General features: G+C 66.1%; 24 protein-coding genes, 2 tRNA genes, 1 other RNA gene and 1 pseudogene. 23 read left to right on the top strand and 5 right to left on the bottom strand.

Annotation, left to right across the window (positions count from 1 at the left end; all coding sequences use genetic code 11):
- Positions 1-38: 38 nt before the first annotated feature.
- Positions 39-512 (top strand): Lrp/AsnC family transcriptional regulator, encoded by a 474-nt coding sequence (locus tag ISP25_RS05990; protein WP_192155020.1) that lies wholly within the window; start codon positions 39-41, stop codon positions 510-512.
- Between the two features lie 25 nt (positions 513-537).
- On the opposite strand, the gene ISP25_RS05985 is transcribed toward ISP25_RS05990, so the two are convergent.
- Positions 538-1,362, bottom strand: coding sequence for a hypothetical protein (locus ISP25_RS05985; RefSeq protein ID WP_404612420.1), 825 nt, complete (start codon positions 1,360-1,362; stop codon positions 538-540).
- 175 nt (positions 1,363-1,537) lie between these two features.
- Here ISP25_RS05985 and ISP25_RS05980 point away from each other — a divergent pair, with 175 nt between their 5' ends.
- The 7 genes and pseudogenes from ISP25_RS05980 (at position 1,538) to purF (ending at position 9,623) form a co-directional block, all read left to right on the top strand.
- Entirely contained in the window at positions 1,538-1,963 is a 426-nt protein-coding gene (locus tag ISP25_RS05980; protein WP_404612418.1) for a heavy metal-responsive transcriptional regulator, read from the top strand.
- Positions 1,960-4,569, top strand: coding sequence for a heavy metal translocating P-type ATPase (locus ISP25_RS05975; protein WP_404612416.1), 2,610 nt, complete (start codon positions 1,960-1,962; stop codon positions 4,567-4,569). The genes ISP25_RS05980 and ISP25_RS05975 overlap by 4 nt, the downstream gene beginning before the upstream one ends.
- A gap of 112 nt (positions 4,570-4,681) precedes the next feature.
- On the top strand, positions 4,682-4,813 hold the full coding sequence (locus ISP25_RS05970; RefSeq protein WP_404612414.1) for a hypothetical protein: 132 nt from the start codon (positions 4,682-4,684) through the stop codon (positions 4,811-4,813).
- 79 nt (positions 4,814-4,892) lie between these two features.
- Positions 4,893-6,176: pseudogene (gene folC / locus ISP25_RS05965) on the top strand (bifunctional tetrahydrofolate synthase/dihydrofolate synthase); the annotation flags it as partial.
- Between the two features lie 75 nt (positions 6,177-6,251).
- Positions 6,252-7,406: an SPOR domain-containing protein gene (locus ISP25_RS05960; RefSeq protein ID WP_404612412.1), complete on the top strand. Its 1,155-nt coding sequence runs from the start codon at positions 6,252-6,254 to the stop codon at positions 7,404-7,406.
- Positions 7,407-7,430: 24 nt separating this feature from the next.
- On the top strand, positions 7,431-8,135 hold the full coding sequence (locus ISP25_RS05955) for a CvpA family protein (protein ID WP_404612410.1): 705 nt from the start codon (positions 7,431-7,433) through the stop codon (positions 8,133-8,135).
- A 12-nt stretch (positions 8,136-8,147) separates the two neighbouring features.
- Positions 8,148-9,623, top strand: a complete 1,476-nt coding sequence (gene purF / locus ISP25_RS05950; RefSeq protein ID WP_192155028.1) for an amidophosphoribosyltransferase — start codon at positions 8,148-8,150, stop codon at positions 9,621-9,623.
- Between the two features lie 4 nt (positions 9,624-9,627).
- On the opposite strand, the gene ISP25_RS05945 is transcribed toward purF, so the two are convergent.
- Positions 9,628-10,005, bottom strand: coding sequence for a VOC family protein (locus ISP25_RS05945; protein WP_404612408.1), 378 nt, complete (start codon positions 10,003-10,005; stop codon positions 9,628-9,630).
- Between the two features lie 95 nt (positions 10,006-10,100).
- On the opposite strand from ISP25_RS05945, the gene ISP25_RS05940 reads away from it, so the two are divergent.
- Both ISP25_RS05940 and ISP25_RS05935 read left to right on the top strand, forming a co-directional pair.
- A complete protein-coding gene (locus ISP25_RS05940; RefSeq protein WP_404612406.1) occupies positions 10,101-10,949 on the top strand; it encodes a ferritin-like domain-containing protein in 849 nt (282 codons plus the stop codon).
- Positions 10,950-11,140: 191 nt separating this feature from the next.
- Complete coding sequence (locus tag ISP25_RS05935; protein ID WP_404612404.1) at positions 11,141-11,641, top strand: hypothetical protein; 501 nt, start codon at positions 11,141-11,143, stop codon at positions 11,639-11,641.
- A 114-nt stretch (positions 11,642-11,755) separates the two neighbouring features.
- On the opposite strand, the gene ISP25_RS05930 is transcribed toward ISP25_RS05935, so the two are convergent.
- Positions 11,756-11,832: transfer RNA gene (locus tag ISP25_RS05930), tRNA-Pro, on the bottom strand.
- A 134-nt stretch (positions 11,833-11,966) separates the two neighbouring features.
- Between ISP25_RS05930 and hisS the strand changes: the two genes are divergently transcribed.
- The 5 genes from hisS to ISP25_RS05905 all read left to right on the top strand — a co-directional run bounded on the left by hisS (position 11,967) and on the right by ISP25_RS05905 (position 19,609).
- The gene (hisS, locus tag ISP25_RS05925; protein ID WP_192155032.1) at positions 11,967-13,340 is read left to right on the top strand and encodes a histidine--tRNA ligase; all 1,374 of its coding nucleotides are present in this window, start codon (positions 11,967-11,969) and stop codon (positions 13,338-13,340) included.
- 150 nt (positions 13,341-13,490) lie between these two features.
- Entirely contained in the window at positions 13,491-15,392 is a 1,902-nt protein-coding gene (locus ISP25_RS05920) for an HAL/PAL/TAL family ammonia-lyase (protein ID WP_404612402.1), read from the top strand.
- 15 nt (positions 15,393-15,407) lie between these two features.
- Positions 15,408-15,806 carry a DUF6165 family protein gene (locus ISP25_RS05915; RefSeq protein WP_404612400.1) on the top strand — a complete coding sequence of 133 codons (399 nt, stop codon included), beginning with the start codon at positions 15,408-15,410 and terminating at the stop codon, positions 15,804-15,806.
- Positions 15,807-16,376: 570 nt separating this feature from the next.
- On the top strand, positions 16,377-18,815 hold the full coding sequence (locus ISP25_RS05910) for a GH92 family glycosyl hydrolase (protein ID WP_404612398.1): 2,439 nt from the start codon (positions 16,377-16,379) through the stop codon (positions 18,813-18,815).
- Between the two features lie 50 nt (positions 18,816-18,865).
- Complete coding sequence (locus ISP25_RS05905) at positions 18,866-19,609, top strand: 3-keto-disaccharide hydrolase (protein ID WP_404612396.1); 744 nt, start codon at positions 18,866-18,868, stop codon at positions 19,607-19,609.
- Between the two features lie 15 nt (positions 19,610-19,624).
- Here the strand turns inward: ISP25_RS05905 and ISP25_RS05900 are convergent, their stop codons facing one another.
- Positions 19,625-20,668 carry a glycosyltransferase family 9 protein gene (locus tag ISP25_RS05900; protein WP_404612394.1) on the bottom strand — a complete coding sequence of 348 codons (1,044 nt, stop codon included), beginning with the start codon at positions 20,666-20,668 and terminating at the stop codon, positions 19,625-19,627.
- Positions 20,669-20,707: 39 nt separating this feature from the next.
- On the opposite strand from ISP25_RS05900, the gene ISP25_RS05895 reads away from it, so the two are divergent.
- The 8 genes from ISP25_RS05895 to ISP25_RS05860 all read left to right on the top strand — a co-directional run bounded on the left by ISP25_RS05895 (position 20,708) and on the right by ISP25_RS05860 (position 25,923).
- The gene (locus tag ISP25_RS05895; RefSeq protein WP_404612392.1) at positions 20,708-21,433 is read left to right on the top strand and encodes a 3-deoxy-D-manno-octulosonic acid kinase; all 726 of its coding nucleotides are present in this window, start codon (positions 20,708-20,710) and stop codon (positions 21,431-21,433) included.
- Entirely contained in the window at positions 21,430-22,188 is a 759-nt protein-coding gene (locus tag ISP25_RS05890) for an MBL fold metallo-hydrolase (RefSeq protein ID WP_404612390.1), read from the top strand. Before ISP25_RS05895 ends, ISP25_RS05890 begins: the two co-directional genes overlap by 4 nt.
- Positions 22,189-22,278: 90 nt before the next feature.
- Positions 22,279-22,371, top strand: a tRNA-Ser gene (locus tag ISP25_RS05885).
- A gap of 49 nt (positions 22,372-22,420) precedes the next feature.
- An RNA gene (gene ffs, locus ISP25_RS05880) (signal recognition particle sRNA small type) lies at positions 22,421-22,517 on the top strand.
- 252 nt (positions 22,518-22,769) lie between these two features.
- A complete protein-coding gene (gene dnaX / locus ISP25_RS05875) occupies positions 22,770-24,431 on the top strand; it encodes a DNA polymerase III subunit gamma/tau (RefSeq protein WP_404612388.1) in 1,662 nt (553 codons plus the stop codon).
- Positions 24,432-24,446: 15 nt separating this feature from the next.
- Positions 24,447-24,770, top strand: a complete 324-nt coding sequence (locus ISP25_RS05870; protein ID WP_404612386.1) for a YbaB/EbfC family nucleoid-associated protein — start codon at positions 24,447-24,449, stop codon at positions 24,768-24,770.
- 76 nt (positions 24,771-24,846) lie between these two features.
- On the top strand, positions 24,847-25,437 hold the full coding sequence (gene recR / locus ISP25_RS05865; RefSeq protein ID WP_404612384.1) for a recombination mediator RecR: 591 nt from the start codon (positions 24,847-24,849) through the stop codon (positions 25,435-25,437).
- A gap of 141 nt (positions 25,438-25,578) precedes the next feature.
- Complete coding sequence (locus ISP25_RS05860; RefSeq protein WP_192155052.1) at positions 25,579-25,923, top strand: histidine triad nucleotide-binding protein; 345 nt, start codon at positions 25,579-25,581, stop codon at positions 25,921-25,923.
- Positions 25,924-25,990: 67 nt separating this feature from the next.
- On the opposite strand, the gene ISP25_RS05855 is transcribed toward ISP25_RS05860, so the two are convergent.
- Positions 25,991-26,569 (bottom strand): Slp family lipoprotein, encoded by a 579-nt coding sequence (locus ISP25_RS05855; protein ID WP_192155054.1) that lies wholly within the window; start codon positions 26,567-26,569, stop codon positions 25,991-25,993.
- Between the last annotated feature and the right edge of the window lie 6 nt (positions 26,570-26,575).

Here is a 26,575-nt window from a genome sequence, read left to right as displayed (position 1 = left end):
AATTTGTCACGTGAAAAATCCCCATGGATTGAAATTTCATGCTGCATCCTGATCCCGCCCTCGACGAACGTGACCGCGCCATCCTCAAACTGCTGCAGCAGGACGGTCGCCTGACCAATCTGGAACTGGCCCAGCAGATCAATCTTTCGCCTTCGGCCTGCCTGCGCCGGGTGAAGCTGCTGGAGGAGCGCGGGCTGATTTCACGCTACGTGATGCTGCTGGACGAGAAGGCGGTGGGCCTGCCGGGCACGGCCTTCGTGCTGGTCACGCTGGACCAGCAGGGGCGCACCGCGCTCGACGCATTCGAGGCGGCGATCCAGCGCCATCCGGAAGTCACCGAATGCTGCCTGCTCGCGGGCGCAGCGGATTACATGGTGCGCGTGGCCTATGCCGACTCCGCCGACTTCGAGCGCATCCATACCGACATCCTTACCCAACTGCCCGGCGTGGTGCGCGTGCAGTCCACGCTGGCGTTGCGCACGGTGAAGCGGACGACGGAGCTGCCGGTGTGAGGGCGTGCGCGACGCAGCGCTGGCGCTAGAAGTGGTATTCCATCCGCAGCATCGGCGTATTGGCGACGTAGCCTTGCCCGTCAGTGCCGATGCGGGTATTGCCGAACTTGTTGCGCCAGTACTGGTATTCCACGCCGGCGAGAAAGCGATGTTTGCGGGCGCCCAATAACTCACCCGCATCCAGCAAGAGGCGCATGTCGACATCGGTTTCCGGACCGGTGGCCTGGCCGATCTCGTTGATGCCCTTGGCGGCGATGTAGTTGGCGTAGCCCTCGAACGACCAGTGCGCGCCCAGCGGTATGCCCCAATCCATCGCCAGCATCGGATGGGCCTTGTAGTAATAGCGACCCTGCACTTCAGAAATGGGTGGGTACGGGCCGTGCGGCGCGTTGCTCTCCCACGCCATCAGCACGGCGGTGTTGAAGTGGCCGGGCACGTTCCACAGCAGACTGGGGCCCAGCACCAGCATGCGTTTGCGCGAGTTGTAGTCGACATCGTGCTTCATGTTCCAGTCGAAGCCGCCGGTGAGGCCCAGCCCGCGCACCGGGCCGAAACCGAGGTCGCGGTCGGCGACCTTGCCCAGATCCAGCGTGTAGCGGTAAGTGGCGTAGGTCTCCACCGCACCGTTGCGGCTTCCGGGCGAGGCCGGGTCGCTGTGGTCGGACTTGAGCACGTCGAGATCGAAGAACTGGGTGCCGTAGCGATAGCCGCTGACCCAGGTCAGCGAAAGGATGTTCTTGTGGATCTCGCTGCTGTTGTACGGCTCGCGGAAACGCTCGCCGCCGCTCCAGTCGATAGCCACGTCGCTCCAGTCGGCGGCCTGGCTGATGCCGGCAATCAGGGCGAGCATCAGGAAGGTGCAACAACGGGCTATTTGGCGGGTGCGCGATGGGCTCATGAGGTGTCCGGCTGGATGCTGGGCATCGGATGGGTGTCGCCCCGCTATCGGCGATCGCACAGGCTGCTGAAGTTTCTGCCATCCACGGCTTGACTCTGGACCTAGATCAAAGCTCTAGACTTGGTTCATGAGCACGCAAACCACACCCCTCACCATCGGTGCCGTCGCCAAGCGCGCCGGCGTGGCCATCGACACCATCCGCTACTACGAACGCGAAGGCCTGCTGCCCGAGCCGTCGCGGCGAGCTTCCGGCTATCGCAGCTACGGCGAAAGCGCCGTAGCGCAGTTGCGCTTCATTCGGCGCGCCAAGGACATGGGTTTCACGCTGGAGGAAATCCGCGACCTGCTGGCGCTGTCGGCGGATCGCCAGCGCGGCGTGAAGGCGGTGAAGAAACGCGCCGAGCAGCGGCTGATGGCCATCGAGCAACGCATCGCGGAACTGCAGCGCGTGCGCGACGGGCTGGCGCAACTGGTGTCCTCCTGCCCCGGTCACGGCAGGCCGGAGGAGTGCCCGATCCTGCGCGCGTTGAGCGACGAGGAGGCGCGCGCATGAGCGGCCAGGACAATTGCTGTGCGTCGTCAGGCAGCGCGAACGTCGCGGCGCGCGATCCGGTGTGCGGGATGACGGTCGATCCGGCGACCTCGCAGCATCGCAGCGTGCATGCGGGCAGCGAGGTGCATTTCTGCTGCGCCGAATGCAAGGCGAAGTTCGAGGCGGAGCCGGAGCGTTATCCCGGTGGCGGGACGGGAGTGGCGGGCGGCTGCTGCTCGTCCGAGGCGATGCCGTCCTTCCCGCGAAAGCGGGAATCCAGCGACTCGGCGGCCAGTGAACCGAAGCCGCCGGATCCTGGCTTTCGCGGGGACGACGATCAAGGGCATGCGCTGGCGAAAGACCCGGTGTGCGGCATGGCCGTTGATCCGCAAACCATGGCGCACCATGCCACGCACGACGGCCACGACTACCACTTCTGCGCCGCACGTTGCCGCGAGAAATTCGTGGCCGATCCCTCGGCTTACCTCGATGGGCGCAGACCTTCGTCGCCGGTACAAGCCGATGCCGTCTACACCTGTCCGATGCATCCCGAGGTGCAGCAAATCGGCCCCGGCGATTGCCCCAGGTGCGGCATGGCGCTGGAGCCGATGATGCCTGCGCTGGACGAGGGCGACGGTGGCGAACTGCGCACCATGGCGCGGCGCTTCTGGACGCTTTTTGCATTGACCCTGCCGGTATTCCTGCTGGCGATGGGGCCGCACATGTTCGGTTGGCACTTGCCTGTGCCGGCCGGCTGGGTCGAGGCGCTGTTTTCCAGCGTAGTGGTGCTGTGGGGCGGCGCGCCGTTCTTCGCGCGCGGCTGGCGTTCGCTCAAGCCATGGTCGCCCAACATGTACACGCTGATTGCGCTGGGCACCGGCGTGGCATGGGCGTTCAGTGCGGTGGCCTTTCTCGCGCCGGGTCTGTTCCCGGCGGGTTTGCGCGACACGCACGGTCGCATGGGCGTGTATTTCGAATCGGCGGCAGTGATCGTCACCCTGGTGACGTTGGGCGATTTCCTCGAACTGCGCGCGCGCCGTCGTACCGGCTCGGTGCTCAAGGCGCTGCTTGGGCTGGCGCCGAAGACGGCGCGGCGCGTTGCCGCCGACGGCAGCGAATCCGATGTGCCGCTGGACGAGGTACGCGTGGGTGACATCCTGCGGGTACGTCCCGGCGAGAAGGTGCCGGTGGACGGCGAGGTGATCGAGGGCGGCAGCCACGTGGACGAGTCGATGCTCACCGGCGAAGCCATGCCGATGGCGAAGGGCAAGGGCGACATGCTGGCCGGCGGCACCTTGAACCGCGAAGGCGCACTGCTGATTTGTGCACACAAGGTCGGCAGCGAAACCCTGCTGGCGCAGATCGTCGGCCTCGTCGCGCAGGCCCAGCGCAGCAAGGCGCCATTGCAGCGCATGGCCGACAAGGTGGCCGCATGGTTCGTGCCGGCGGTGGTGGCGGTGGCCGCGCTGGCGTTCGCTGCATGGATGATGCTCGGGCCACCGCCGCCATTCGCGCATGCGCTGGTCGCGGCGGTGTCGGTGCTCATCATTGCCTGCCCCTGTGCGCTGGGCTTGGCCACGCCGATCTCTATCATGGTGGCCAGCGGGCGCGGCGCGCAGCTCGGCGTGTTGTTCAAGGACGCCGGTGCCATCGAGGCGCTGCGGGGCATCGATACCCTGGTGCTGGACAAGACCGGCACGCTCACCGAAGGCAGGCCCGCGCTCACCGAAGTGGTGGCGCTGAACGGCCAGCCGCGCGAACGGCTGCTGGCGCTGGCCGCTGCACTGGAGCGCCCCAGCGAGCACCCGCTGGCACATGCCATCGTGGACGCGGCAGACAACGAAGGCGTGGCGTCGCTGGATGCGGCCGAATTCCATGCGCTCGCCGGCCGCGGCGTCGTCGCCACGGTGGATGGCGCCAGCGTGGCATTGGGCAATGCGAAGCTGCTTGGAGAAATCGGGGTCGAGATCGAGCCGCGGGCAAGCCAGTGCGCGGGTGCGCTGCGTGTGAGGGGCGCCACGGTGATGCATCTCGTCGTGGACGGTTCGCTGGTCGCGCTGTTCGCGGTGGCGGATCGCGTCAAGCCCGAGGCGCGGCGGATCGTGGGGGCCCTCAAGGCGTCAGGCATACGCGTCGTGATGCTCACCGGCGACAACGCCACCACCGCGCAGGCGGTGGCGCAGGAACTGGATATTGGCGAGGTGCACGCCGAGGTTTCGCCGGCCAACAAGGCGGCAGCGGTAAACGCCTTGCGTGCGCAAGGCCGCAAGGTGGCGATGGCTGGCGACGGCGTCAACGACGCGCCCGCGCTGGCGGCTGCCGATGTCGGCATCGCGATGGGCAACGGCAGCGACGTGGCGATGGAGAGTGCGCAAGTCACCCTCGTGAAGGGCGATCTGGCTGCGATCCTGCGTGCCCGCTCGCTGTCGCGCGCTACGGTGCGCAATATCCGCCAGAACCTGTTCTTCGCTTTCGCCTACAACGGTATCGGCGTCCCGCTGGCGGCCGGCCTGCTGTATCCGGTGTTCGGCATCACGCTCTCGCCGATGATCGCCGCGCTGGCGATGAGCCTGAGCTCGGTGTCGGTGGTGGGCAATGCGCTGCGTCTGCGTGGCACACGGCTATGAGCGGTCTGCCGTGACGGCTGTCACTTCCGATCGCTGACGATAGCGCCTGCCGCGAAGCGGGCCATTGGCGGAGCATCTCCTTCACCACCAACGCGGGTCGAAGGAGATCCCAATGAATACGTTCGCCGCAGCTCGCCATGCCATGAGCCGCCACGCGCCAGTGCTGCTGGCGCTGCTTTCCAGCTTGTCCATCGCGTTCGGTTTCCTCTGGTCGCTGCATGCGGCCATCCACACGCTCGCCTGAGCAGCACATGCGCGCGGGCTATGCGCAGGCTTCGGACAGGTTCTAAGCTGCGCGCTTTTCCGAAGCACGTGAAGCCCCGCGCATGTCCCGTACCCTTGCCGAATGGCTGGCATACCAGGAACGCGTCCACCCGCGCAGCATCGAACTGGGCCTGGAACGCGTACGCAGCGTCTGGCAACGGATGGGCGCGCCCGCGCCGGCGCACCACGTCATCATCGTGGGCGGCACCAACGGCAAGGGTTCCACCGTGGCGTTGCTGGAGGCGATGGCGCACGCTGCGGGCCTGCGCACCGGCGCGTTCACCTCACCACATCTAATTGCCTACAACGAGCGCGTACGCATCGATGGACATGACGTAGACGATGCCACGCTGGTCGCCAGCTTCGAGCGCATCGAAAACGCGCGCAGGGACATTCCTCTCACGTATTTCGAATACGGCACGCTGGCGGCGCTGGATCTCTTCGCCCGCGCGAAGCTCGATCTGGCGATCCTCGAAGTCGGCCTTGGCGGCCGGCTGGACGCGGTGAACATCGTCGACGCCGACGTGGCTGTGGTCACCACGGTGGACCTCGACCACATGGACTGGCTGGGTCCGGATCGCGACAGCATCGGCCGCGAGAAAGCCGGCATCGCACGCGCTGGCCGGCCAGTGATCGTGGGCGAACTTGAGCCGCCGCAAGGCCTGCTGGATGCACTGGCATCCTGCGGCGCGGACGTCGAACGCGCAGGTGCGGACTTCACTGCGGAGCGGCGGGCGGCTGGCTGGCGCTGGCGGCATCGCGACGGCACCGCGATGGAATTGCCGTTGCCTGCGCTTGCGGCACCGGTGCAGATCGCCAATGCGGCGGCGGCCATTGCCGCGTTGCATGCACTGTGGGCGGTGGGCGACTTGCTGGCGGCGGAGGACGCCTATGCCGCGGTCTGCCGAGGCCTGCGGGATGCGCGGGTGGCCGCACGCTTGCAAGTGTTGGGCGGTGATCCGCCGCTGGTCGTGGACGTGGGCCACAACCCGCAGGCCGCGCGTGCGCTGGCGGCATGGCTGGATGCGCAGCCGCCAGCACGCACCCATGCGGTGTACGGCGCATTGGCGGACAAGGACGTGGCCGGCGTGATCGCCGCGCTCGGGACGCGCATCGCCACCTGGCATCTCGCCGGGCTGGATGGCGTGACCTCGCGTGGACTGGCGGAGGATGCACTGGCGGACATCCTGCGGCAGATCTTGCCCGGGTCGGATTTCGACCGGCACGCCGACGTGGCGGGCGCCTTGGCCGCGGCGCGCGCCATGGCGAAGCCGGGCGAACGCATCCTCGCGTTTGGTTCGTTCTTCGTTGCCGCAGCGGCGATGGCTGAACGCGGCGGGTGAAGGCGGGCGGTGCGCGGGGCAGGGCAGGTATAATCGCCGGATCGCAGGCCGCGCCGGCCGCCTCGGAGCGAACTCTTGAAAACACGTCTGCTGGGGGCCTTCGTACTGGTAGCCCTGCTTGTCATCTTCGTGCCGATGTTTTTCTCCAGCAATCCGTCGTCGGCCCCGGCCGGCGATCAGTCGGTGAGCCTGACGATTCCGCCCGTGCAGGACAGCAACCTGCAGACGCGCACCATGAGTCTCGCGCCAGGGGCGCCGGCGGCTTCCGGCACGGCGGCTCCGGTGGCCAACGCAGCCAGCGCGGCCACGACGGCGCAGGCATCGGCAAGCAGCAGCCAGCTTGCCTCGGTGGACATTCCCTCGAATCGCCCCACCGACGTGGGCACCGATGCCGCCGCCCCCAAGGCGCAGCCGAACGGGCCGACGATGGGCTCCGGCGCTTCGCCATCGCAGCCGGTGATTCCACTGCAGGGCGGTTCCTCGGGGATATCGAAGGGCGCGGTCGCGGCGGGTGCTGCGATGACGGGGGCGGCCGTGGTGGTCGCCGCGACGCATGATTCGTCGCCGACCAAGAGCCCGGTCGCTGCGCCGGTTGCGGCCACGCCGGCAGCCACGCCGCCGGCGCCGTCTGCAGCGGCGGACCGTTCGATTTACGTGCTCAACCTCAGCGCCTACGCCAATGCGGACAGCGTGGATCGCCTGGTGCGCCGCGTGCGCGGCTTCGGTTACCCCGTGCTCACCCGCATCATCACGCAGGCGGGCAAACAGCTCACCCTGGTGACCGCTGGCCCGTTCGATTCGCGTACCAGTGCCGAGGCGGCGCGCCTGAAGATCACCCAGGCGATCCCCAGCGTGCCGGCGAGGTTGGTGGAAGGCCTGGGTCACGCCGACTCCAATATTGCGTCGACGCCGGTGGCGACGACGATGGCCGCCAATGCGCCGCGCACCGCGGTGGTCGCCGCAAGCCCGACAACTGCCGCCGCCGCGCCGCGCGCCGGCGGCTATGCCGTGCAACTGGCTGCGATGGGCAGCCAGGCCGACGCCAATGCACTGCGCGACAAGCTGCGTGCCGCTGGTTTCGACGGTTACGTGGATACCGTCAGCGTGAACGGCAAGCAGCTGTGGCGCGTGCGCGCCGGACCGCAGACGCAGCGCGCCGACGCCGAGCGCGTGCGCGACCAGATCCAGGCGAAGCTGAGCGTCGGCGGCAACGTGGTTCGCGTTCCATGAACCGCGGACTAGCCTGAGTTGCCCATGAACTGGATCGACTTCACCATCCTTGGCGTGCTGGGCGTGTCGGTGCTGATCGGCCTGTTCCGCGGCCTCGTCTCCGAGGTGCTGGCGTTGGCGATCTGGATCGCCGCGTTCTGGGTGGCGTGGCTGTTCGGGCCGATGGTGTCCGCGCACCTTGGGATGATCACCATGCCCATGTTGCGGGAGGTAGCCGGCTACGCGTTGTGCTTCGTGCTGGTGCTGGTGCTGGGGGCGTTCCTGCGCTTCTTCGTGCAGCGTTTGCTGGTGAGCACGGGCCTGTCGGGCACCGATCGCCTGCTCGGCATGGTTTTCGGATTCGTGCGCGGTGCGCTGATCGTGTGCGTACTGGTATTCCTCTGCCAGCTCACCGGCTTCACCCGCGAGCCGATGTGGCGGCAGTCGATGCTGCTGCCGCCGTTCCAGAGCGCCACCATCTGGCTGGGCCAGCAGGTACCGCCCAGTGTGCGCCAACACCTCAATGCAACGGCGGCGACAAATTCGTTGCGCGACCATCTGAATCCCGCATCGGTGTCGAGTACCTTGCGCGGACAGTTGAATTCGCCTGCGTGGTCGAACGCCTTGCGCGGCCACCTGGATCCTTCGGCCTTGCCCGAGGCATTGCGCAGCCAGCTGCCAGCCACCATATCCACGCCAGGTGCGGCGCCCGCGCCGGCCGCCACCGTTTCTCCTTCGAATCACCTTTAGCAGGTCTCCATCATGTGCGGAATCATCGGCATCGTCGGTACCACCGAAGTGGCATCGGCGCTTTACGACGGCCTCACGGTGCTGCAGCACCGCGGCCAGGACGCCGCCGGCATCGCCACCGTGGACGGCGCACGCCTGCGCCTGCACAAGGGCAACGGCCTGGTACGCGATGTGTTCAACCAGGCATCGATGGCCCGCCTGCGCGGACGCATCGGCATCGGCCATTGCCGTTATCCCACCGCGGGTTCGGAGGGCGCCGAGGAGGCGCAGCCGTTCTACGTCAACTCGCCCTACGGCATCGCCTTCGCGCACAACGGCAACCTGGTGAACACCGAGGCGCTGCGCAAGGAGATGTTCGAAGGAGACCGCCGCCACATCAACACCGACTCGGATTCCGAAGTGCTGCTCAATGTGCTCGCGCACGAGCTGCAGATCCAGGAGCGGATGGCGTTGACGCCCGACCACATCTTCAAGGCCGTGGCCGGTGTGCACGCGCGTGCGCGAGGCGGTTATGCCTGCATTGCGCTGGTGCTTGGCTACGGCCTGCTGGCGTTCCGCGACCCCAACGGCATCCGTCCGCTGGTGCTGGGCGAGCGCATTACGGCGGAAGGCCGTGAATATGCGGTGGCGTCCGAGTCGGTGGCGCTGGACGTGCTGGGCTTCAAGCGCCTGCGCGACGTGGCGCCCGGCGAGGCGGTGTTCATCACCGACGACGGCCAACTGCATTCGCGCCACTGCGCGGAGAGCGCGACACATGCGCCATGCATCTTCGAATACGTGTACCTCGCGCGTCCCGACTCGATGATCGAGAACGTGTCGGTGTACAAGGCGCGTCTGCGCATGGGCCAGAAGCTGGCCGAGAAGATCCTGCGCGAGCGTCCCGACCATGGCATCGACGCGGTGATCCCGATTCCCGACACCGCGCGCACTGCCGCCAGCGCGCTGGCCGAGGCGCTGGGCGTGCCGTTCCGCGAGGGTTTCGTCAAGAACCGCTACGTGGGCCGCACCTTCATCATGCCGGGGCAGGGCGACCGCGTGAAATCCGTGCGCCGCAAGCTCAATCCGGTGGAACTGGAGTTCCGCAAGAAGAACGTGCTGCTGGTGGACGACTCCATCGTGCGCGGCACCACGTCGAAACAGATCATCCAGATGGCGCGCGACGCCGGCGCGAAGAACGTGTTCTTCGCCTCTGCCGCGCCGCCGGTGCGCTACCCCAATGTGTACGGGATCGACATGCCTTCGGCCACCGAGCTGGTTGCGGCCGGCAAGACCGAAACCGAAGTTCAGCAGATGCTGGGCGCCGACTGGCTGATCTACCAGGATCTCAAGGACCTGGTGTGGGCGGTGCAGGATGGCAACGAATCGCTGAAGCATTTCGACTCATCCTGCTTCAACGGCGAATACATCACCGGCCTCGACCGCCACTATCTCGAGCAGATCGAGATGCTGCGCTCGGACGACGCCAAGGCTGCGCGCCGCAGCGCGTGACTGCTCAGCGCGTGTTGTGGCCGATGTGCCACAACACGCCGGTGGGGTCGATGAGGTGGAAGTCGCGCATGCCCCATGGGCGATCACCGGGTGCATTCATGCGTACGCCGTGCGTGGCGTATCTGCCCACGATGTCCTGCTCGGTCAGTCGTTGGTGCCAGGCGTCCGCATCGTCCACCAGCAAATGCATCATGAAATTGTCGGCGTGCATCTGCTGGTAGAAATGCTGCAGCAGGAAGCTGCACCCGCCGAGCGCGAAGTAGGCGACGCCTTCGAACTCCGATTTTTCCGTGAAGCCGAGATCGGCGTAGAAGCGCCGCGACAGCTCATAGTCGCGTGCGGGAACAAAGGTCTTGATTTCGATCGCGCCGAGCCCGGTCATGGTCCATTCCTTGCGAGGATCCGCGGCTGACTATGCATGCCGCGCATGACGGCGGCAATTCGGCCTGGCACCCAGTGGTCGCTACACTGCGCGCCATGAACGATCTGCACCAAGCCGCCAAGCGTTGCCTCGACGCCAGCGATCCGGCCGAGAAATTGCGCCTCACCCATGAAACCTGGCAAGCCCTGCAGATCGGCGATTTGCGGCCCGGCGATCCGGCATCCGCGGCAGCCCCCATCGGCGCCCCCGGTCGCCCCGCCAAGCCGCAATTGGTCAGCGCTCGTCAGGTGCCGCAGCGCGGCCTTGGCAGTGCCGAAGGCCGCGCCGCGCTAGTGCATGCGGTGGCGCACATCGAGTTCAACGCAATCAATCTCGCGTGGGACGCCGTCCATCGCTTCCGCGGCATGCCTGATGCCTATTACCGCGACTGGGCCAGTTGCGCTCACGACGAAGCCCGCCACTTCGCGTTGCTTTCTACGCGGCTGGCGGAGTTGGGCCATGCCTACGGCGACTTCGATGCGCACAACGGTCTGTGGGAAATGGCCGAGAAAACCGCGCACTCCGACACCGCACGCATGGCCCTGGTGCCGCGCGTGCTGGAGGCGCGCGGACTGGACGTGACGCCCGGCATGATCGAACGCCTGCGCCATGCAGGCGACGAACGCACCATTGCCGTATTGGAAGTGATCCTGCGCGAAGAGGTGGCCCATGTCGCCGCCGGCACGCGTTGGTACCGCTGGTGCTGCGAACGGGACGGCATCGATCCTTTCGACACCTTTTTCGACTTGCTGCGCGACTATCTCGGCGTCAGTTTGCGTGGCCCGTTCAACCGTCCGGCGCGATTGGAAGCCGGTTTTGTCGAGGCCGAGTTGGATCGGTTGACGACACTCGCCACCACGGATCGGAACCCCAGATTCGCGGACACTGAATGCTCACGTTGCTGAACGCCAGCGTCGCGCTGGTTTGACAGAGCCATCCCTGCTCACGAGGATGGGGACGCGCTGCATCGACGGCGCTCTCTTCGCGACGGCCTTGGCTACTTCGTCGTCAGCATCCTTCGGCGCTTCGGCGTGATGTGATTCCCCTGCTGACAGGTTTGCCGTCGCGCTCCCATTCCCCCCGAGGAGGAGACGACATGAAACAGGCCACGCATTTCATTTTCCCGGCCATGCTGCTGGTTTTCGGTAGCGCATCCGCTCAGCAGAGGGCTCCCGCGCCGCAAGCCCCGCAACCACAGCAGCAATCACAGCCTGCACAGCAGGAGCAGCCTTCGCAGCAGGCACCCTTGCAGGTTTCGGCGGCGCAGATGGCAAGTTGCGGTGGCGTTGCGAACAAGGCAATCACGGCTATGGACAAAGGCGACTTCGATGGAGCGACGCAGGCGTTCGCTCCGCAGCAGAAACCTTCAACAGACAAGCTGCAGCAGGCTTGGGGGTCGCTGACCAAGCAGTACGGCAATCCCAAGTCGATCGGCAACGCAGACAAGGGCCAGTTGATGCAAGGCGACGTCATCGTGCTTGTCCCGATGAAGTTCGACAAAGGACAGGTGGGAGCAGAAGCCGCCTGCAGCCCTGGCGGCCAATTGGTGATGCTGCGTTTCGGGCAAATGCCGGACGCGACAGGTTCGAAATCCTGACGTCGATCCCTTGTGCAGGCCGCACGGTTTGCGCAAGGGATGCCGGAAACAAGAAAGCCGCCTTGGAGGGCGGCTTTTCCGTTCTCGAGACCGAGGGACTCGGGAGTTCGAACTTGGTCGGGGAGACAGGATTTGAACCTGCGACTTCTACGTCCCGAACGTAGCGCTCTACCAGGCTGAGCTACACCCCGTGGGAGCCGCGTATCTTAATGACGGCGGCAGGCCTTGGCAACAGGTCTTCGCCGGCTGCGGAGGCCGGGGGGCCATCTGTTAATCTTGGCGGCTATCGCCGTGCGGCGATTCCATCCCCGTCACAGAGGTTTCCATGGCGCTTACCCCGGCCCGCACCATGCCTGGCGTGCTCGAGCTGCTGCCGCTCGACCAGATCGCGTTCCAGCGCATGCTCGACACCATCCGCCGCAACTACGAGCGCTTCGGCTTTCTGCCGGTGGAAACGCCGGCGATCGAATACGCCGACGTGCTGCTGACCAAGACCGGCGGCGAGACCGAGCGGCAGGTGTATTTCGTGCAGTCGACCGGCGCGCTGGAGCAGGGCGAGAAACCCGATCTCGCGCTGCGCTTCGACCTCACCGTGCCGCTGGCGCGCTACGTGGCCGAGCACGAGCGCGATCTGAACTTCCCGTTCCGCCGCTACCAGATGCAGCGCGTGTACCGCGGCGAGCGCGCCCAGCGCGGCCGCTTCCGCGAGTTCTACCAGTGCGACATCGACGTGATCGGCAAGGACAGCCTGTCGATCCGTTACGACGCCGAGTTGCCGGCAGTGATCTACAGCGTGTTCCGCGAGCTCGCCATCGGCCCGTTCACCATCCAGCTCAACAACCGCAAGCTGATGCGCGGCTATTTCGAGAGCCTGGGTGTGGCCGATGCGGAGCAGCAGATGCTGGTGCTGCGCGAGGTGGACAAGCTGGACAAGCGCGGGGCCGATTACGTGCGCGACACGCTCACCGGCGAAGGCTTCGGCCTGGCGGCCGCGGCGGTGGAGAAAATCCTGGCCTTCGTGCAGGTGCGTTCCACATCGCTGCAGGATGCCTTCGACAAGCTCGACGCGCTGGGTGCCGGTCCGGAAGCGCTGGAACAGGGGCGCGCCGAGCTGAAGGAAGTGCTCGGCCTGATCCATGCGCTCGGCGTGCCGGAAACGCATTACGCGCTGAACCTGTCGATCGCGCGCGGCCTCGACTACTACACGGGCATCGTCTACGAGACCACGCTCAACGAGCATCCGCAGATCGGTTCGATCTGTTCCGGCGGCCGTTACGAAAATCTTGCCGCCCAGTACACCAAGTCACACCTGCCGGGCGTGGGCATCTCCATCGGCCTCAGCCGCCTGTATTGGCAATTGCGCGAGGCCGGCCTCGTCGGCACGGCGCAGAGCACGGTGGACGTGCTGGTCACGCAGATGGACGAGGCGCAGCTGCCAGCTTATCTCGCGCTGGCCGGCGAGCTGCGTGCCGCCGGCATCGCCACCGAGGCGGTGCTGGAAGCAGGCAAGCTTGGCAAGCAATTCAAATACGCCGACCGCGCCGGCATCCGCTTCGCCGTGGTGCTGGGCGAGGACGAGCTCGCCAAGGGTGTGGTCACCGTGAAGGACCTGCGCCGAGGCGACCAGTTCGAGGTTGCGCGTGCCGAGCTGGTCAAGACGTTGCGGGTGGAGCTGGAGCAGGCGGCGGCAATGGGCTGAAGCGGCTCTTTGCTTGTCATCCCAGCAAAAGCTGGGAACCAGTGCCTGCAGACCGTTTCGCATTGCAGGGAGTGCACTGGATTCCTGCTTTCGCAGAAACGGCGAGCAAAGTCGGAATTTCCTTGGCCGTACGGATATTTTGGAGCATTTGTGAGCAAAACCATTCTTCTCGACGGCAGCAGTCTTACGCGGGCGCAGCTGGTGGCAGTGGCTCGTGATGGCGCCAAGGTGGCGCTGGATGCGAAGCAGTTGGAGCGAGTGCAGCACGCAGCGGATTTCCTTGCCGACAAGGTCAACTGCGGTGAGCCGACCTACGGCGTCACCACCGGCTTCGGCAGCAATGCCGACAAGTTGCTGGGTGCGCATCGCATACGCGACGAGCTGCCCAACAGCCGCACGCATACGCCGGAAGGCACGCTGCTGGAAGAGCTGCAGCACAACCTCATCACCACCCATGCCGTATGCGTGGGCAAGCCGTTCGGCGCCGACGTGGTGCGCGCGATGCTGGCCATCCGCATCAACACCCTGATGCGCGGACATTCGGGCATCCGCGTGTGCACGCTGGAAGCGTTGGCTGCCATGCTCAATGCCGGCGTGGTGCCGGTGGTGCCGGAGAAGGGTTCGGTGGGCGCCAGCGGCGACCTCGCGCCGCTCTCGCATCTGGCCATCGTGCTGCTCGGCGGTGGCGAAGCGTTCTACGAAGGCGAGCGTCTGTCAGGTAGCGAGGCGCTGAAGCGCGCGGGGCTGCAGCCCGTGCGCCTGTCGTTCAAGGAAGGCCTCGCGCTCAACAACGGCACCGCGCAGATGCTGGCTACCGGCACGCTGGCGCTGCACGACCTGGAACGCCTTCTCGACGCCGCCGACCTCGCCGCTGCGATGACGCTGGACGCCTTCGCCGGCCGTAGCGGTGCGCTGCGCCCCGAAGTGCACGAGCTGCGTCCGCACCCGGGGCAGGTCGCGGTGGCCGCGCATGTGCGCGAGCTGCTGCAAGGCTCGACCCTGCTCGACATTCCCTATCATCTCGTGCCGCGCTTCAAGCCGTGGACGACCGAGGCGTGGAGCGAGCCGGACGACCAGGCGCTCAGCTTCGACATCGGCTGGGACTGGGTGCCGGCCAACCAGCGCCACGGCCGCGAGGCGTTCTATGCGCGCTTCCTGCCGTTCAAGGGCGGCAAGAAGCACCAACCGCAGGACGCGTACTGCCTGCGTTGCATGCCGCAAGTGCACGGCGCGGTGCGCGACGCGTGGGCACAGGCCTGCCGCGTGTTCGACATCGAATTGAATGCGGTTACCGACAATCCGCTGATCTTCCCCGATGCCGAAGGCGCGCGTTTCATCGAGGAGCAGGTGATCTCCGCAGGCCACTTCCACGGCATGCCGCTGGCGCTGGCGATGAGCTACGTGAAGGCGGCGATTCCGGTGCTGGCTTCGATTTCCGAGCGCCGCCTCAACAAGCTGGTCGACCCGGCCACCAACGACGGCCTGCCGGCTTTCCTCAGCGGCAACGAGGACGGCACCGACTCCGGGTTCATGATCGTGCAGTACACCGCCGCGGCCCTGGTCAACGACCTCGCCACCCGCGCGCATCCGGCCAGCGTGTATTCGGTGCCGACCAGTGCGAACGCCGAGGACCACGTCTCGATGGGCGCCAACGAGGCACGCCACGTGCTGGAGATGATCGAAGACCTCGGTCACGTGATCGCGCTGGAGCTGTACACCGCCGCGCAGGCGCTGGATTACCGCCAGGAAATGCTCAACGCGGCACGCCGCCTCGCGCAGCGCGGCGGCTGGCAGGCACTGGCGGCCAAGGTGTCCAATGCGCCGCGCGAAGGCCAGCCGCATCACGAACAGTTCGTCACCGAGGCGCGCCAGCTGGCCGAGGCGTTGGCCGGCAGCAGCGATTTCCACGCTGGCACCGACGTGCAGCGTGCCCACGCCACTTTGCGCAAGAACATAGCCTTCCTGCACCGCGACCGCGCGCTGGACGGCGATGTGCGCAGCATCTGCGAACTCGTGCGGCAGGGTGCTTTCCACCCCGCACATGCGGCCTGACCTTAGGAGTTATCCATGAGCCTGATCCAGACCCCGGTGTCCTACGGCGAGCTGATCGACAAGATCACCATCCTCGAAATCAAGTCGCAACGCATCGGCGATCCCGCCAAGCTGGCCAATGTGCGCACCGAGCTCGACCTGCTCAACGCCACCTGGGCCGCGCACCCCGCCTCGAATGCCGATATCCGTGACGAACGCGCGCGCCTGCTCGCGGTGAACGAAGCGCTGTGGGTGATCGAGGACGATATCCGCCTCAAGGAAAAGGCGCAGGCTTTCGATGCCGAGTTCATCGAGCTGGCGCGCTCGGTGTATTTCAGGAACGACGAGCGCGCTGCAGTGAAGCGCGAGATCAACGTGAAGCTCGGCTCGCAGTTGGTCGAGGAAAAGTCCTATCAGGACTATCGCGCCGTCTGATGACGGAAGCCCTCTCTCCGGGAGGGGGTGTCAACAGGCGGGTGCAAGTGGAGCGTGGCGCAGAGGTTTTGCCCCACCTTTACCCCAATCCCTCTCTGGGGGGATTGGGGCATTCAAACCGGGCCTTGGCGAGTGCAGCAGCCTCGCATCGCTGGACGCGTCATCGACACCGACCAAATCCATCCCGCCCGTCTTCTCGATTTTGATACTCCCACCCAGCTCGCCATGGCTTGCCGAGGCGGCTGTGCGCGGGTTCGTGATGCTTGTCCATGCTCAAGCGACGTGGTTCGCGCTCCCTCTCGCCGGACCAATGGCGAATCGATAGCCTTGATGTTTTCTTGCCCAGTTTCCGCACGATTCTTGGAGATCTGGCCATACGGTTGATGCTGCTTGCGCGCCCTGTGACTGCGGTTGGTAGTGACGTGCCCGGCATCCATGACCCCGTGCTTCCGTTTGCCTGTATAGCTGCGATGTTGCTGTGCAACTCGATTCATGGTGCGGCTTGGGCTAGATTCCTGCCTTCGATTTAGATCGATCCAAAATCACAATCACTCAAAGGGATACCTGTCCATGCCCACGTGCAAACGGAATCCGAGTGGTACCAGGCACAAGTTCTTCTCCCTCGCATGCCTGTTCGTGTCGGGCGGTCTGCTTTCTTTGGCGGCGGCATGCGCGACGGCGGCAGATATGCAGCCGGCCGATGCAGTCAACCCATTGATCGGCAGCAGCAACGGCGGCAATACCTATCCTGGCGCCGTCATGCCGTTCGGCATGCTGCAGTGGAGCCCGGAGAACACGCGCGGACATCACATACGCACGGCCTCGCCCAGCGGCTACCAGTTCGATGCGCAGCGTATCCGAGGCTTCAGCCTCACCCATCTGTCGGGTGCGGGTTGTGCGGGGGCGAGCGGCGACATTCCCGTGCTGCCGGTCACCGAGCCGCTCACTGCCTCGCCTTCGATGGACACCGACGACTCGCGGTATGCCGTCGATTTCCGCCATGCCGACGAGCGGGCGACACCGGGCGACTACCGGCTGGCACTGGCCAACGGCGTGCAACTGGAACTGGCGGCGGCGATGCACAGCGGCATGGCCAGTTTCGCCTTTCCCACGGGCAAGCCGGCGAACCTGTTGTTCCGCACCTCGGATTCGGAAGTGGGCAGCAGTGCGGCCGAAGCGCGGATCGATCCGGCACAGCGGACAGTCAGCGGTTCGGTCACCAGCGGCAACTTCTGCGGCTACCTGGCCAAGGCCGACCAGCGCAGCTATTACACGCTTTATTTCGTGGCGCGCTTCGACCAGCCGTTCACCGCTACCGGTGCCTGGCGGGATGCGGTGGTGCGCGGTGGTGCGAACACCGAACAGGGCGGCACCGGCTATGACGCCAAGGGTTTCCCGGCCGCAGGCAAGGGTTCGGGCGTGTGGGTGTCGTTCGATCCAGCCAAGGGGCCGGTCGGGATGCGCGTGGGCATTTCCTACGTGAGCCTGGCGAATGCGCGCGCCAATCTCGATGCCGAGATTCCACAAGGTGCCACGCTGGCGCAGGTGCGGGGGCGCGCACGCGATGCCTGGAACAGGGCGCTGGCCAGCATCCAGGTGCATGGGGACAGCGCCGACCAGCGCACGGTGTTCTACACGGCGCTGTACCACAGCTTGTTGCATCCGAACGTGTTCAGCGACGTGGACGGCGAATACCGCGGCTTCGACCAGAAGATTCATCGCGTGCAGGGCAACCAGCAGGCGCAGTACGCCAACTTCTCCGGCTGGGACGTGTACCGCTCGCAGCTGCAGCTGGTGACCTGGCTGATGCCGAAAGTCGGCAGCGACATCGCGCAGTCGCTCTACAACCAGGCGCAACAGAACCACGGCGAATGGGATCGCTGGACGCACAACAGCGGCGGCACCCACGTGATGAGCGGGGACCCCGCGGTGCCCGCGCTGGCGGACATCTACGCCTTCGGCGGGCGCGACTTCGACCTGCATGGTGCCTACGCTTCGCTGGTCCGCGCCGCCACCGTGCCGACCGCGCACGACGGATCGGATGACGGCTGCAACGTGGAGTGCGTGGGCCAGCGGCCCTCGCTGGACCAGTGGCTTAAGCTGCACTACATCGCCACCCAGTCGCACGCATGGGGCGGAGCCGCCGAGACGCTGGAGGATGCGACGGCGGACTTCGCGCTGTCCGAACTCGCCGCCGACGTGGGCGACAAGGAAGGGGAGCGACGCTTCCGTGCGCGCGCCGGCTACTGGCGCAACCTGTTCAATCCGAAGGCCGCGCCTGATGGCGGTTACGTCCAGAATCGCAATGCCGATGGCAGCTGGCCCGCCTTCACGCCATCCACCGATGAGGGCTTCGTCGAAGGCAGCGCGGCGGTGTATGTGTGGATGGTGCCGTTCGACCTGCACGGCCTGTTCGATGCGATGGGCGGCGCCGACAAGGCCGTGGCGCGGCTGGACCGCTTCTTCCGCGACGCCGACGGGCACTGGGCCTTCACCAACGCCGGGCCGCTGCATGCGGAACTCAACAACGAGCCGTCGGTGGAGACGCCCTGGCTCTACGATTTCGCCGGCCAGCCATACAAGACCCAGGAGACCGTGCGCGCGGTGGTGAACACGCTGTGGAAGAACACGCCCGACGGCATCCCGGGCAACGATGATCTGGGCGAGATGTCCTCCTGGTACGTGTGGTCGGCGCTGGGGCTGTATCCCGAGATTCCCGGCAGCGCGGACCTGGTCGTGGGCAGCCCGTTGTTCGACCGCGCCGTCGTCCATCGCAGCGGCGGCGACGTGGTGATCGATGCGCCAGGCGCTTCGGCCGACACCCCCTACGTGCACACCCTGCAGGTCGACGGCAAGCCGTACACGCAGCCCTGGTTGCCGGCGGCTTTCGCCACGCATGGCGGCCAGTTGCGCTTCTCGCTGCAGGCGACACCGGACAAGGCCTGGGGTAGCGACCCGCGCGTCGCACCGCCTTCCTTCCCGCCCGCCGCCGGGCACGCCGGTTCCTGATCGACACCGCACGACGACCACGCAAGCAACCGACGACAAGAGGCCACGACATGTCCGCGAGACAACGCATGCTGTTCATGGCGTGGGCCTGCCTGGCATGCGGAATCGCCAATGCGCAGGCGCCCAATACACTTACTCCGCAGGAGAAGGCGCAAGGCTGGAAACTATTGTTCAACGGCCGCAACCTCGATGGCTGGCATTCCTACCTGCAGAAGACGCCGGGGAAGGACTGGTCGGTCCACGACGGCAGCATCGAACTGCAACGCGGAAGAACCGGTCGCGACGAGGATTTCGCCGACCTGGTCACCGATGGCGAATACGCTGATTTCGACCTGAAGCTGGAATGGCGGATGACGCCGTGTGCCGACAGCGGAGTCATGTTCTACGTGAACGAGTCGCCGAAATATGCGCAGACCTACGAGACCGGACCGGAGATGCAGATCGCCGACCTGGCTTGCACGAAGCCGGACAGTCGCGTGTTGAACGAGCGCTCGGGCGATCTGTTCGACCTGATTTCCTCGCCGGTGGAATGGGTCAACCAGGCGCCGCAGTGGAATCGCTTCGAGATCGTCGCCGACCACGGACACCTGCAGTTCTTCCAGAACGGCCACAAGGTGCTCGACACCTCGCTGTGGACGGACGAGTGGAAGAAGCTGGTCGCCTCCACCAAGTTCAAGGCGTGGCCGGACTTCGGCACCTTCCGCAAGGGACATGTTTCCCTGCAGGGCACCGAGGACAAGGGCACGACGCCGATCCGGCTGCAGTTCCGCGATATCAAGCTGCGGGAGCTGTAGAGGCAACCTGCGGCTTCAGCCGATCCCGAGATGGGTGCTGGCAGCATCGAAACGTTCGATCGCGTCGTCGACCTCGATCAGGTCCATCACGCCGGAGTGCTCGATCTTGGTGCCCCAGGCCAGTTCGCTGGCCGGCTTGCCGAGGTATTTGCGCGCGGCCTGGTCGTACTTGTCCACGCACCAGCGGCGATCGGAGTAGGGGCCGGAGCGGTTCGGATTGCTTGCCGCGTGCAGGCCCAGCACCTTGGTGCCGACGGCGTTGGCCATATGCATGGGGCCGGAGTCCGGCGTCAGCAGCAGCTGCGCGCGGGAAAGCAGCGCGAGCAATTTCTTCAACGTGTCCTTGCCAGTGAGGTCGAGTGGTGCATGCGTGCATGCGGCGAGCACCGCGTCTGCCATCGCGCGCTCGCTGGCCGAAGGCCCACCCACCAGCGCCACGCGCCAGCCACGGGCGGTGGCATGTTCCATCACCGCCGCATAACGCTCCGGCCGCCAGTTGCGCAGCGCGTGGCTGGAGCTGGGACTGACCAGCAGGGTGGGCATGTCGCCGGGCAGTTGTTCCGAGGCCCAGGCATGTGCTTCGTCGGGAATCGGAAGGTCCCAGCGCACCGTGGTCTGCTTCAGCCCCAGCGGTTCGCAGAAGCTGCCGATGGCGTCCAGTACGTGTTTGCCGCTGCGTGCGGGGATGCGTTCGTTGACGACGAGGCCGTGCAGGTCCTTGGCGCGCGCAGCGTCGTAACCGATGCGTCGATCCGCCTTGATGCCCAAGCTCAACAGGTTGGAACGCAAGGCCACCTGCATCTGCAATAAGGCATCGAAACGCTGGCCGCGCAGCGCCGCGCGCACTTCGCGCATGCCGGCCCAGCCCGCGGCCTTGTCGAAGGTGACGAAGTCCACGCCGGGCAGCTCGCCGACCAGCCTGCGCTCCAGCTTGCCCACGATCCATGTCAGCCGAGTTTGTGGCCACGCCGCCTGCAGCGTGCGTACCAGCGGCACGACATGGGTGACGTCGCCGATGGCCGAGGTACGCAGCAGGCAAAGCGAGGAGGGAGCGGACATGTAGAATCGCCGAGGGTTAACGAAGACGCGCCAGCACCGATGCAAGAGCAACTGCGCGAAGACGCCGAAGGCGCGATTCTGTTCGACGCCGCGGCATCGCCACAAGTCGACAACGACTGGTTCGAGCCGGAACGCTGGCGCGAACGCGGCGCGTTGCGCTCGCAGGCGGGCGGGCGCGGCGGTGTGCAGATCATCGCCACGCCGGCCGGCGAATGCGTGCTGCGACATTACCGTCGCGGCGGCATGGTGGCAAAGCTGATGGGGGATCGCTACCTGTGGCGCGGCGCGGATGCCACGCGTTGCTTTGCCGAATTCCGTCTATTGGCCAGGATCGCGCACTTGGGGTTGCCGGGACCGGCTCCCGTGGCTGCGCGCTATCGCCGGCACGGTTTGTTTTATCGCGCCGACCTCATCACCCGCCGCATCGCGGGGGCGCAGACCTTGGCCGAATGCCTTGCTTCCGGCAGCCTCGATGCGGAGTTGGCGCGCGAAGTCGGTGCGTTGGTGGCGCGCTTCCATCGCGCAGGCATCTGGCATGCGGATCTCAACGCGCATAACGTACTGGTGACGCCTGCGGTGCTGCACCTGATCGACTTCGATCGTGGCCGCATGCGCGATCCGGCGCAAGATTGGCGACTTGCCAACCTTGCACGGCTGCATCGCTCGCTGGTCAAACTCGGCGCAGCCGCGCAGGGCGAATCGGCGTTTCGCGCGACCGTGTGGACACCCCTCACCGAAGCCTATGAGGCGACGTTCGGAGCATGAACTGGCATCTTCATTTTCTTGGCACGGGCGCCGCGCATGCGGTGGAGCTGGGCTCGTCGGCGGTCGTGCTGGAACGCGACGGCGAGCCACTGCTGCTGATCGACTGCGGGCCGGACACGCTCGATCGCTACCGCGCCGCCTACGGCAGTCTGCCTCGAGCGCTGTACATCACGCACACGCACATGGATCACATCGGCGGCATGGAGCGCCTGTTCACCCGCGTGTGGTTCGACGAGGCGCTGCGCGGCACCATCCGCGTGTTCTGCCACGCTGCCCTGGTGCCGTGGCTGCAGGCGCGCGTAGCCGACTACCCCGGCGTGCTCGCCGAAGGTGGCGTGAACTACTGGGAGGCATTCCGCCTCGTGCCGTGCACGCGCGGCTTCTGGCTGGACGGTCTGTGGTTCGACGTGTTCGCCACGCGCCACCACCGTCCCGACACCTCGTTCGGCCTGGCGCTTGCGGGCAGCTTTGCCTACACCGGGGATACGCGGCCGATCCCGGAAGTCCTGGAGCGATACGCGGGCAACGGAGAGTTGGTCGCGCACGACTGCGGCTTGCATGGGAACCCTTCGCATACCGGTATCGACGATATTGAGCGCGAATACGACGCTGTGTTGCGCCGCCGCCTGCTGCTTTATCACTACGGCAGCGCGGCCGATGGCGCGGCGCTGTCGGCGCGCGGCTACCGGGTCGCCGCGACGGGGCAGCGCATCGCCTTGCGGATGCCGACACCACCGCGTGCGGATGCCGGTTGAGCATCGCCGTCCCTTGTCAGTGGCCGTGGTGCCCGGTATCCTTCCGCGTCTTCACCTGCCGCTGTTCGGGTCGGTGGGAAGGTTGCGTGCGGAGAGGTGTCCGAGTGGTTGAAGGAGCACGCCTGGAAAGTGTGTATACGGCTTATCCCCGTATCGCGGGTTCGAATCCCGCCCTCTCCGCCAGTTTCTAGTCAGTCACGACCAAACCTCGTGCGACGTCTTATGGTGGCCCCGTCGGTCCCCCCGCGACGATAGTCCGCAAATCCCGCCAGGTCCGGAAGGAAGCAACGGTAGTGGATGATTCGGGTGCCGGGGTGTGGCTGGCGGGGCCGCCGCCCATCCGGAGCAGGCCCTGACCGCAGCCCGAGACCATCCAGCTACCGGGGGCTGGCAAGACTCGCACGGCGGGTTCGCCCCTTCTCCCCGCCGGGAGGCCCGCGGGGAAGCCTCATGGATCGCGCCGGCCTTGCCGGGTGAGGAAGGTGGGGATGACGGGCGGGGCTCGCATCAATCCGCGCATGTTTTACTGACTTGCCGCCCCCACCTTGGCACAATCGACGTTCGTTCCAAGGTGGCTGCGCATGTCCTATCAAGTTCTTGCCCGCAAATGGCGCCCGCGCAAGTTCGCTGAACTGGTGGGACAGGAGCATGTGGTGCGCGCGCTCACCAATGCGCTGGACACCGGGCGCATGCACCACGCCTATCTGTTCACCGGCACGCGAGGCGTGGGCAAGACCACCATCGCGCGCATCTTCGCCAAGTCGCTGAATTGCGAGCGTGGCGAGTCGGCCGATCCCTGCGGCGAATGCGCGGTATGCGTGGCGGTGGACCAGGGCCGCTTCGTGGACCTGCTCGAAATCGATGCGGCCAGCAACACCGGCGTGGACGACGTGCGCGAAGTGATCGAGAACGCGCAGTACGCGCCTTCGCGCGGCCGCTTCAAGGTGTACCTGGTGGACGAGGTGCACATGCTCTCCAAGCCGGCCTTCAATGCGCTATTGAAGACGCTGGAGGAGCCGCCGCCGCACGTGAAATTCCTGCTCGCCACCACCGACCCGCAAAAACTGCCGGTGACGGTGCTGTCGCGCTGCCTGAAGTTCAACCTGAAGCGCCTGCTGCCCGAACAGATCGCGGGCCAGATGCGGCACATCCTCGGCGCCGAGAACATCGCCTACGAAGATGCCGCGATCGAGGAACTGGCGCGAGGCGCCGACGGCTCGCTGCGCGACGGCCTCTCGCTGCTAGACCAGGCCATCGCCTATGGCGGAGGAACGCTGCATGCCGACGACGTGCGCACCATGCTGGGCAGCGTGGCACGTGGCCAGGTGCTGGGCGTACTCGATGCGCTGGCCGACGGCGACGGTGCACGTTTGCTTGCCGAATGTGCGCAGATCGCCTCGTATTCGCCCGATTTCGGTGGTGTGCTGGACGATCTTGCCGGCGTGTTGCACCGCCTGCAGTTGATCCAGCTGGTTCCCGGCTATCGGCTCGACGACGATTCCGACGGCGAGGCCTTGCATGCGCTGGCGGTGCGCATTGCGCCGGAAGACGTGCAGCTCTATTACCAGATTGCCATCGGCGGCCGTCGCGATCTCGCATTGGCGCCCGACGCGCGTACCGGTTTCGAGATGGCGTTGCTGCGCATGCTGGCGTTCCGCCCAGGTGGCGAAGCGGCACGCCCGGCCATGGAACGCGCGGCACCCGTTCCTCGAGCTGCGGCTGCGCCCGCGCATGGTGCAGCGCCGGCGGCGCCCCCGGCTTCGGCCTATCGTGCTGCGCCACCCGTCGCCGCGCCGGCACCCGCCGAGCGCGAGTCGGCCCTGGCCCCGGCCGCACCGTCGCGCGATGCCGGTGGCTTGCCGCATTGGGAAAGCCTGATCGAGCAAGCTGGCCTGCGTGGCCCGTTCGGCGTGCTGGCGCAAAACGCCGTGTTGCGCGAACGCGAAGGCAATACCCTGGTGCTGGCCTTGCAGCCGGCGCACATGGGCATGGCGGTGGAACCGATGCTCAGCCAGATGGAGGAGCGCATCAGCCATGCGCTGGGGGAACGCATCAAACTGCGCTTCGTCGACATCGACAAGTCGGCGGCCTCCGCCACCCCTGCTGCGCGCGCCGCGCAATCGCGCGACGCGGCACAGGCGGCGGCGGAGCAATCCATCGCCGAGGATCCCTTCGTGCAATCCATGAAACGCGACTTCGGCGCCCGCGTGGTGCCGCAGTCGGTGAAACCCTTTGGCAGTTGATGACGGAGTAGTGCGATGAGAGGTCAGATCGGCCAGCTGATGCAGCAGGCCCAGCGCATGCAGGAAGACATGAAGCGCGCGCAGGAAGAGATCGCCAAGCTGGAAGTCACCGGCAGCGCCGGCGGCGGCTTGGTGAGGGTGACGATGAGCGGCGCGCACGAGGTGCGCAAGGTGGTGATCGACCGCCAGACCTTTGCCGACGACCCGGAAATGGCCGAGGACCTGGTCGCCGCCGCGATCAACGACGCAGTGAACAAAGTGGCCCAGGCCGGCCGCGACAAGATGGGCAATGTCACCGCCGGCATGAACCTGCCGCCGGGCTTCAAGATGCCATTTTGATATGCCGATCCCTCGGCAAAACCCCGGCCATCCCTGGCCGGACTTTTCAACAACAACCGCTTCGTAGCGAAGGCTCATGAGCAAGCTGCTCACCGACCTGATCGAGGCGCTGCGCTGCCTGCCCGGCGTAGGCGGCAAGAGTGCGCAGCGGATGGCCTTTCATCTGCTGGAGCGCGACCGCGAGCGCGGACTGAAGCTGGCCGATGCGTTGCGCGAGGCGATGCAGCGCATCGGGCACTGCGCGCGTTGCCGCAACTTCAGCGAGGAGCCGCTGTGCGCGCTCTGCGCTAGCAGCAGTCGCGACCGTCATTTGCTGTGCGTGGTGGAGTCGCCGGTCGATCTCGCGGCCATCGAGCAGGCCACCGGTTATCGCGGGCACTACTTCGTGCTGCATGGCCGGCTTTCGCCGCTGGACGGCCTGGGGCCGGAGGAACTGGGCTTGGCGCAACTCGCGCAACGCCTCGGCGAAGGCCAGGTGGAGGAACTCATCATCGCCACCAATCCCACTGTGGAAGGCGAGGCCACCGCGCATTATCTGGCGCAACTGGCGCACGCCGGAGGCGTGCGGCCAACGCGGCTGGCGCACGGTGTGCCGCTGGGCGGCGAACTGGAATACGTGGATCGTGGCACGTTGGCGCATGCGTTCGGTGGTCGCCAACAGCTCTGAGCCTTGCGATCATCCCTGATCGCGGGGATCAAACAGGCGGGTCGTCCGTGGCCGCAGGCTTCAAGTATTGCGATCATCCATGATCGCGAAAATCAAATGGGCGGCCATCCCTGGCCGCACTCTTCAAATCAGGGCGACGACATGGCCGACACCATTTTCGACAAGATCATCCGACGTGAAATTCCGGCGGACATCGTCTACGAAGACGACGAAGTGCTGGCGTTCCGTGACTTGAACCCGCAGGCGCCGGTCCATGTGCTTTTCATCCCGAAGAAGGCCATTCCCACGCTGGACGACGCGAAGCCGGAGGACGCTGCATTGCTGGGCCGCCTGTTGCTGGCCATTGCCGAATACGCGCGACGCGAGGGTTTCGCCGAGCAGGGTTATCGTGCGGTGAGCAACTGTCGCGAATACGGCGGTCAGACGGTGTACCACCTGCACGTCCATTTGCTGGCGGGGCGTCATTTGAAATGGCCGCCGGGTTGACTGTTGCTGGCATCGACGCACACGAAAAAGCCGGCCACATGGGCCGGCTTTTTCGTGTGCGTGCAGATTACCTGGGCGGCGGCGCCGGACGCACCACGATCACGCGCGGACCACCCCAGCCCCAGTACGGGCCGTAACCCCACGGACCCCACGGGCCCCAGTACGGATCGTAGAAACCAGGCGGGTAGGGCGCGCCCACGTAGGCCTGGCGTTTCGGCCACAGGTACACCACGTCCGCTTCCACGCGCGGATAGGGATAGCTGTATTCACCCACCTTCTTCGACACCGTGCCGTTGATGGTGCCGGTCACGGTCATTTCGCGGCCGCGGGTGAATACTTCGGGATCATAGAAGCCGCTGTGGCAGGCGACAAAGCGGCCCTGGCCTTCGCTTGCGTTGCCCAGCTCGGGGCGGGCCTGTTCGTCCAGCGGGCGAGCCAGAATGTAGAAACAGGTTTCCTGCGCTCCCGGTTCGGTCTTGATGATCTCGCCGCCCCAGCGCACACGGGTGCCGCCGGCGCTGCCCTGCTGCACGGAGGTGCTGGTGACGTTGGCGTAGTTGCCTTGCAGCGGTTGCGGCATGGTCGCGCAGCCGCCGAGCAGGGCGATGCCTGCGACTAGTGCGAGAGGGCGATACAGGGAAGACATGGCGGT

The organism is Rhodanobacter hydrolyticus (assembly GCF_044904645.1).
This window is presented reverse-complemented; position numbering and strand designations above follow the sequence as displayed.